Origin of the sequence: Jatrophihabitans sp. (genome assembly GCF_046262535.1) — a bacterium.
Classification (GTDB): domain Bacteria; phylum Actinomycetota; class Actinomycetes; order Mycobacteriales; family Jatrophihabitantaceae; genus Jatrophihabitans.
Window position 1 is genome coordinate 1 of sequence record NZ_JBHEMO010000074.1, and the last position, 6,827, is coordinate 6,827.

Annotated in this window: 5 protein-coding genes; 4 read left to right on the forward strand and 1 reads right to left on the reverse strand. The window is 68.1% G+C overall.

Annotated features, from left to right (window positions below; genetic code table 11):
* The 4 genes from nuoL to ABR571_RS10440 are packed head-to-tail and all read left to right on the forward strand — an operon-like array spanning window position 1 to window position 5,994.
* Window positions 1-1,845, forward strand: a complete 1,845-nt coding sequence (nuoL, locus tag ABR571_RS10425; protein WP_409453131.1) for an NADH-quinone oxidoreductase subunit L — start codon at window positions 1-3, stop codon at window positions 1,843-1,845.
* The gene (locus ABR571_RS10430; RefSeq protein ID WP_409453132.1) at window positions 1,842-3,407 is read left to right on the forward strand and encodes an NADH-quinone oxidoreductase subunit M; all 1,566 of its coding nucleotides are present in this window, start codon (window positions 1,842-1,844) and stop codon (window positions 3,405-3,407) included. The genes nuoL and ABR571_RS10430 overlap by 4 nt, the downstream gene beginning before the upstream one ends.
* Window positions 3,404-5,002: an NADH-quinone oxidoreductase subunit NuoN gene (nuoN, locus tag ABR571_RS10435; protein WP_409453133.1), complete on the forward strand. Its 1,599-nt coding sequence runs from the start codon at window positions 3,404-3,406 to the stop codon at window positions 5,000-5,002. The genes ABR571_RS10430 and nuoN overlap by 4 nt, the downstream gene beginning before the upstream one ends.
* Window positions 4,999-5,994, forward strand: a complete 996-nt coding sequence (locus tag ABR571_RS10440; RefSeq protein WP_409453134.1) for a polyprenyl synthetase family protein — start codon at window positions 4,999-5,001, stop codon at window positions 5,992-5,994. The genes nuoN and ABR571_RS10440 overlap by 4 nt, the downstream gene beginning before the upstream one ends.
* A gap of 72 nt (window positions 5,995-6,066) precedes the next feature.
* Here the strand turns inward: ABR571_RS10440 and ABR571_RS10445 are convergent, their stop codons facing one another.
* Window positions 6,067-6,645: a GNAT family N-acetyltransferase gene (locus tag ABR571_RS10445; protein ID WP_409453135.1), complete on the reverse strand. Its 579-nt coding sequence runs from the start codon at window positions 6,643-6,645 to the stop codon at window positions 6,067-6,069.
* Window positions 6,646-6,827 lie beyond the last annotated feature (182 nt).

Here is a 6,827-nt window from a genome sequence, read left to right on the forward strand (position 1 = left end):
CTGTCGGCCGCCGTGCTGCTCATCGGCGGCCGGCGGACCGACCGGTGGGGCCACCTGCTCGGCGCCGGCGTCCCGGTCGTCCTGTTCGTCTACGCGGTCATGCTCTTCTTCTCGGTCAAGGGGCAGCACCACCGCGAGGTCGACAAGCACCTGTTCAGCTGGGTGCCGGTCGCCGGTTTCCACGTGGACGCGGGCATGCTGCTCGACCCGCTGTCGCTCGTGTTCGTCCTGCTCATCACCGGCGTCGGCTCGCTGATCCACATCTACGCCGTCGGCTACATGGCCCACGACGACGGGCGCCGCCGCTTCTTCGGCTACTTCAACCTCTTCATCGCCGCGATGCTGCTGCTGGTGCTGGCCGACAGCTACCTGCTGCTCTACGTCGGCTGGGAGGGCGTCGGCCTGGCGTCCTACCTGCTGATCTCCTACTACTTCACCCGCGAGTCGGCCGCGACCGCCGGCAACAAGGCGTTCTTCGCCAACCGCGTCGGTGACGTCGGCCTGTCCATCGCGATCATGCTCATGTTCGCCTACTTCGGCAGCACCTCCTTCGCCGGCATCCTGTTCGGCAACGCCCACTTCACCAACGGTGTGGCCACCGCGATCGGGCTGATGCTGCTGCTCGGCGCGTGCGGCAAGTCCGGGCAGTTCCCTCTGCAGACCTGGCTGCCCGACGCCATGGAGGGCCCGACCCCCGTGTCCGCGCTGATCCACGCGGCAACCATGGTGACGGCCGGGGTTTACCTGATCGCCCGCTCGGCCGTGATCTTCAACGCGTCGGACGCGGCCCGGACGGTTGTGACGATCATCGGCGCGATCACCCTGCTGTACGGGTGCATCGCCGGCTGCGGGCAGGACGACCTCAAGCGGGTGCTGGCCAACTCGACCGTCAGCCAGATCGGGTACATGTTCCTGGCCGTCGGCCTCGGCAAGGGCGTGTACGCGATCGGCATCATGCACCTGCTCGGACACGGCTTCTTCAAGGCCGCGCTGTTCCTGTCGGCCGGGTCGGTGATGCACGCGATGAACGACCGCATCGACATGCGGCGCTTCGGCGGCCTCTGGCGGGTCATGCCGATCACGTTCGGTGTCTTCGCCTGCGGCTACCTGGCGATCATCGGCTTCCCGGGCGCGACCGGCTTCTGGACCAAGGACAAGATCATCGAGGCCGCGTTCGACAAGGGCGGCACCTCAGGCTGGATCCTCGGCCTCTGCGCACTGCTCGGCGCCGGCATCACCGCGTTCTACATGACGCGCGCGCTGGTCATGACGTTCTTCGGCAAGAAGCGGTGGGAGGACGACGTCCACCCGCACGAGGCGCCCACGTCGATGACGGCTCCGATGATCGTGCTCGGCGTACTGGCCCTCGTCGGCGGCTGGTTGCTCATTGCCGGCGGTGGGACCCAGCACTGGCTCGAGCCGTCGGTGGGCAAGAGCGTCGAGGTCGGCGCCCACACGGTCTCCCCAGGAGTGCTGACGATCCTCACCCTGCTCGTCGTCGGGCTCGGCGCGCTGGGCGGCTGGGTCGCCTTCGGCCGCCGTCCGGTGCCGGTGACGCAGCCGGTTGGCGTCTCGCCGGTAACCACCTTCTCGCGACGCAACCTCTACGCCGACGCGTTCAACGAAGCGGTGTTGATGCGCCCGGGGCAGTGGCTGACGAGGGCGCTGGTGTACTTCGACATGCGCGGCGTCGACGGCGCGGTGAACGGGATGGCCGCCGGATTCGGAGGAGGGTCGGCGCGCTTGCGCAAGACGCAGACGGGCTTCGTCCGCAGCTACGCACTGTCGATGCTCGGCGGCACCATCGCCGTCGTCGCGGTGCTGCTGGCGGTGCGTTTCCAGTGACCCAACACAGTCCGGTTCTGCTGGTCCTGGTGCTGATCCCGCTCGTCGGGTCGCTCGCCGTGTTCAGCCTCAAGGAGGCCCAGGCCAAGCTCGCCAAGCAGCTCAGCCTCGCCGTCTCGCTGATCGTCGCCGTCTACGCCATCGTGCTGCTGTTCACCTTCGACGGGGGCGGCAAGCGGTTCCAGTACGTCGGCAGCTGGCACTGGATCAAGGCGTTCGGCGTCCATCTGTCCTTCGGCGTCGACGGCATCGCGCTCGTGCTCGTCGCCATGTCGGTGCTGCTCGTCCCCGCCGTGATCCTCGCGTCGTGGAACGCGCTGGACAGCAAGGCCGGTGCCGAGGAGCTCAACCCCGCCGTCAAGCGCCGCAGCGTCAAGAACTACTTCGCGTTGCTCCTGCTGCTCGAGTTCTTCATGGTCTGCGTCTTCACCGCGATGGACGTCTTCCTGTTCTACGTGTTCTTCGAAGCGATGCTCGTGCCGATGTACTTCATCATCGGCAGCTTCGGCGGCCCCCGGCGGCAGTACGCGGCGATGAAGTTCTTCCTGTACTCGCTCGTCGGCGGCCTGCTGATGCTCGCGTCGGTCATCGGCCTGTACGTGACGAGTGACGTGAAGTCGTTCTCGATCACCACGCTGATCGCGCACCCGCTGCCGGACAACAACACCCAGAAGTGGCTGTTCCTCGGGTTCTTCATCGCCTTCGCCATCAAGGCGCCGCTCGTGCCGTTCCACACCTGGTTGCCCGACGCCGGGGCCGAGGCGCCGGCCGGCGGCGCGGCGCTGCTCGTCGGCGTCCTCGACAAGGTGGGCACGTTCGGCTTCCTGCGCTACTGCCTGCCGCTGTTCCCGGCGGCGTCGCGCTGGTTCGCCCCCGCGATCCTGATCCTGTCGGTGATCGGCATCCTGTACGCCGCGTTCCTGGCCATCGGTCAGCGCGACATGAAGCGACTCGTGGCCTACACGTCGGTCGCCCACTTCGGGTTCATCGGCCTCGGCATCTTCGCGTTCACCACGCAGAGCGGCACCGGTGCCGTGCTGTACATGGTCAACCACGGCTTCTCCACCGGCGCGTTGTTCATCGTGGTCGGCCTGCTGATCGCGCGCGGCAAGAGCCGCAACGTCGACGACTACGGCGGCGTCGCCAAGGTGGCGCCGATCCTGGCCGGGCTGTTCCTGGTCACCGGGCTGTCGGCACTCGCGCTGCCCGGCCTGAGCACTTTCATCAGCGAGTTCCTGGTGCTGGTGGGCACGTTCACCCGGCACAAGGGGCTGGCCGTCCTGGCCACGACCGGCATCATCCTGGCCGCGATCTACGTGCTCTACCTGTACCAGCGGACGTTCCAGGGCCGGGTGAATGAGAGGGTCACCAAGTTCCGCGACCTGAACGCGCGCGAAATTCTCGCCGTCGCCCCGTTGCTGGCCGTCATCGTGTTCCTCGGCGTGTACCCCAAGCCGGTGCTCGACGTGATCAACCCGGCCGTGAAGGCGACGCTGCACGACGTCGGCCATGACAAGGATCCGGCGCCGAAGTACGGCACCGCGGTCGGAGGACAGAAGTGAATAGCCTGCACCTCGCCGTCGACGCGGCGGGCAAGATCCCGACGATCTCGGCGCCGTCGGTCGTCTACACCGCCCTGCTGCCGATCTTCATCGTCCTCGGTGCGGCGCTGCTCGGCGTGTTGGCCGAGGCGGTCGTCCCGCGGGCCGAGCGGTTCAACGTGCAGGTCGGCATCACGCTGCTCGGGCTCGTCTCGGCGGCGGTCACGACCGGCCTCCTGCACAACAAGACGCTGACGACTCCGTCGCCACGCGGCTCGGACGCGTTCTTCCGCGGATCACTTGCGGTCGACAAGGCCGGGCTGTTCATCCAGGGCACGATCCTGGTCCTCGCGATCATGGCCGCGCTCCTGCTGGCCGAGCGCAGCGTCGATGTGGGCAGCGCGATCGTTGCCTCGTCGGCGGTCGTGGTGGGCTCGCCCGACGACCAGCGACTCGTCACCAGCGAGCGGGTGCAGACCGAGATCTTCCCGCTCCTGCTGTTCGCCGTCAGCGGCATGCTGATCTTCCCGATCTCGAACAACCTCCTGTTGATGTTCGTCGCGCTGGAGGTGCTGTCCCTGCCGCTGTACCTGATGGCCGGCATGTCCCGGCGGCGCCGCCTGCTGTCGCAGGAGGCGGCGGTCAAGTACTTCCTGCTCGGCGCCTTCGCGTCGGCGTTCTTCCTGTACGGCCTCGCGCTGCTCTACGGCTACGCGGGCTCGGTCGACCTCGAGAACATCCGCACCGCCACGAACACGTCGACCAAGTCGGACGTGCTGCTCTACGCGGGTCTGGGTCTGCTGCTGGTCGGCCTGCTGTTCAAGGCCGGCATCGCGCCGTTCCACAGCTGGACCCCGGACGTGTACCAGGGCGCGCCGACGCCGGTAACCGCCTTCATGGCCGCGTGCACCAAGGTTGCCGCGTTCGGCGCCATCCTGCGGGTGCTCTACGTCGCGTTCAGCGCGACGGCCAACGACTGGCGACCGATCGTCTGGGCGGTGGCCATCGCGTCGATGGTCGTCGGCGCGGTGTTCGGGCTGACCCAGACCGACATCAAGCGCATCCTGGCCTACTCCTCGATCGCCCACGCCGGCTTCATCCTGGTCGGCCTGGTCGACATCAACAGCAAGGACAGCATCTCGAGCGTGCTGTTCTACCTGCTGACCTACGGCTTCACGACACTGGCGGCCTTCGGACTGCTGATGATCGTGCGCGACGCCGACGGCGAGGCGACGCACCTGTCGCAGTGGTCGGGGCTGGCCCGCAAGAGCCCGGTGGTGGCCGCGGTGATGACGATCCTGCTGCTGTCCATGGCCGGCATCCCGCTGACGTCCGGCTTCACCGGCAAGTTCTTCGTGTTCCGCGCGGCGATCCATACGGCCGGCCCGCTGGTCGTCATCGCGCTGATCTGTTCGGCGATCGCGGCGTTCTTCTACCTGCGCATCATCGTGTTGATGTACTTCGCCGAGCCGCCGGAGAACTCGCCGACCATCGCCATCCCGGGCTGGTCGACCACGATCGCGCTCACCTTCGGCGTCGTCGTCACCATCGTCCTGGGCGTCTTCCCGCAGCCGATTCTCGATCTCGCCGCCAAAGCTGCACACTTCACCACATGAGTCCGATCGCGCTCGGGGTCGAGTTCGAGGACCCGGTCCTCGAGCGATCGGTGCGCGCCGGTCTGAACGCGATCGAGGCGCAGCTGCGCGCCGCCGTGGATTCCGAAGACGAGTTCGTCGCCGGAGCGGCGCGCCATCTCGTGGACGCGGGCGGCAAGCGGTTCCGTCCGATGGTGACGATGCTGGCCGCCCAGTTCGCCGACCCGTCCCGGCCCGAGATCGTGCCGTCGGCGGTCGTCTGCGAGCTGACCCATCTGGCGACGCTCTACCACGACGACGTCATGGACGAGGCGCCCGTGCGGCGCGGCGCCGAGTCGGCCAACGCCCGGTGGGACAACACGGTCGCGATTCTGACCGGTGACTTCCTGTTCTCCCGCGCGTCGAACATCCTGGCCGACCTCGGGCCGTACGCCGTGCGATTGCAGGCGCGGACGTTCGAACGTCTGGTCACCGGTCAGATCCGCGAGACGGTGGGGCCGCGGCCCGGGATCGACCCGATCGACCACTATCTGGCGGTGCTGGGCGACAAGACCGGTTCACTGATCGCTACCGCGGCCGAGTTCGGCGCGCACTACGCCGGCGCCGCACCGGATATCGTCGAGAGCCTGCGCACGTTCGGGGAACAGATCGGCGTCGCGTTCCAGCTCAGCGACGACATCCTCGACATCGCCTCGGAATCGGCCGAGTCGGGCAAGACGCCGGGCACCGATTTACGCGAGGGCATCGCCACCCTGCCGGCGCTGTACGCGCTGCGCGGCACGGACGAGGCCGACCGCCGTCTCCGCAACCTCGTCGGTCGCGCGCTGCCCGACGATGCCGAGCACGCCGAGGCGCTGCGGCTGCTGCGATCATCGGCGGCGATGGACGAGGCGCGAGCCACGCTGCGCGACTACGCCGCCATGGCCCGCGAGACGCTTCAGACCCTGCCCGACGTGCCCGCTCGCGCCGCGTTCGCGACGCTGACCCAGATCGTCATCGCCCGCACGGGCTGAGTTCGTTCGGCTCGGAGGTCGTGCGCCGCTCGCCGGCGCATGTGGGCACTCCGAGGTTGTCCGACGGTTGTACTACGGATCGGTACGAGCCGCCCACACCGCTCGGGTGATGCGGTACAGGACGTGCGGCCGCAGGGGATGCCCGGGCGGCAGGCCCGGGTGTTCGAAGTCGTCCTTCGGATCGCGGGCGAGGCCCAGCCGCCGCATCACCGCCTGCGAGCGCTCGTTGTCACGCGTCGTCATCGACACGATCTCGTCCACGTCGGCGTGCTCGAACCCGTAGTCCAGGGCGGCGCGGCCGGCCTCGGTCGCGTACCCGTGGCCCCACGCCGACCGGGCGAAGCGCCAGCCAACCTCGAGTGCGGGTGTGAACGGAGCCTCGAAGGTCTGCCAGGCCAGCCCGGCGAAACCGAGCAGACCCGGCGAGGAACGCAGTTCGACCACCCACAGCCCGAAGCCGTGCGTGTCGAACGCCTGCTCGATCCGATCCACGAAGGCGTCGCTCTGCGTGCGGTCCAGCGGCCCGCGGAAGTAGCGCATGACCGCCGGGTCGCCGTTCATCGCGGCGAACGGCGCCCGATCGGCCGGCTGCCAGCGTCGCAGCACGAGCCGTTCCGTCGCCAATAGCTGCTGCCCGTCGCCCTTGCCCACAGCGGGAAACAGTACTGACACGGGACGCGCACGCGCTCTGGCCTATATCGTTTCGGTGTCGCCCGGGTCGAGGAGGACTGCGTGAACGCAACCGAGTTGAAGAAGTGGCTCAGCTCCACCGAACTGTTCCAGAACATCTCGAAGCGTTCGCTGGGCCAGCTGGTGAAGTCCGGTCGCGAGAT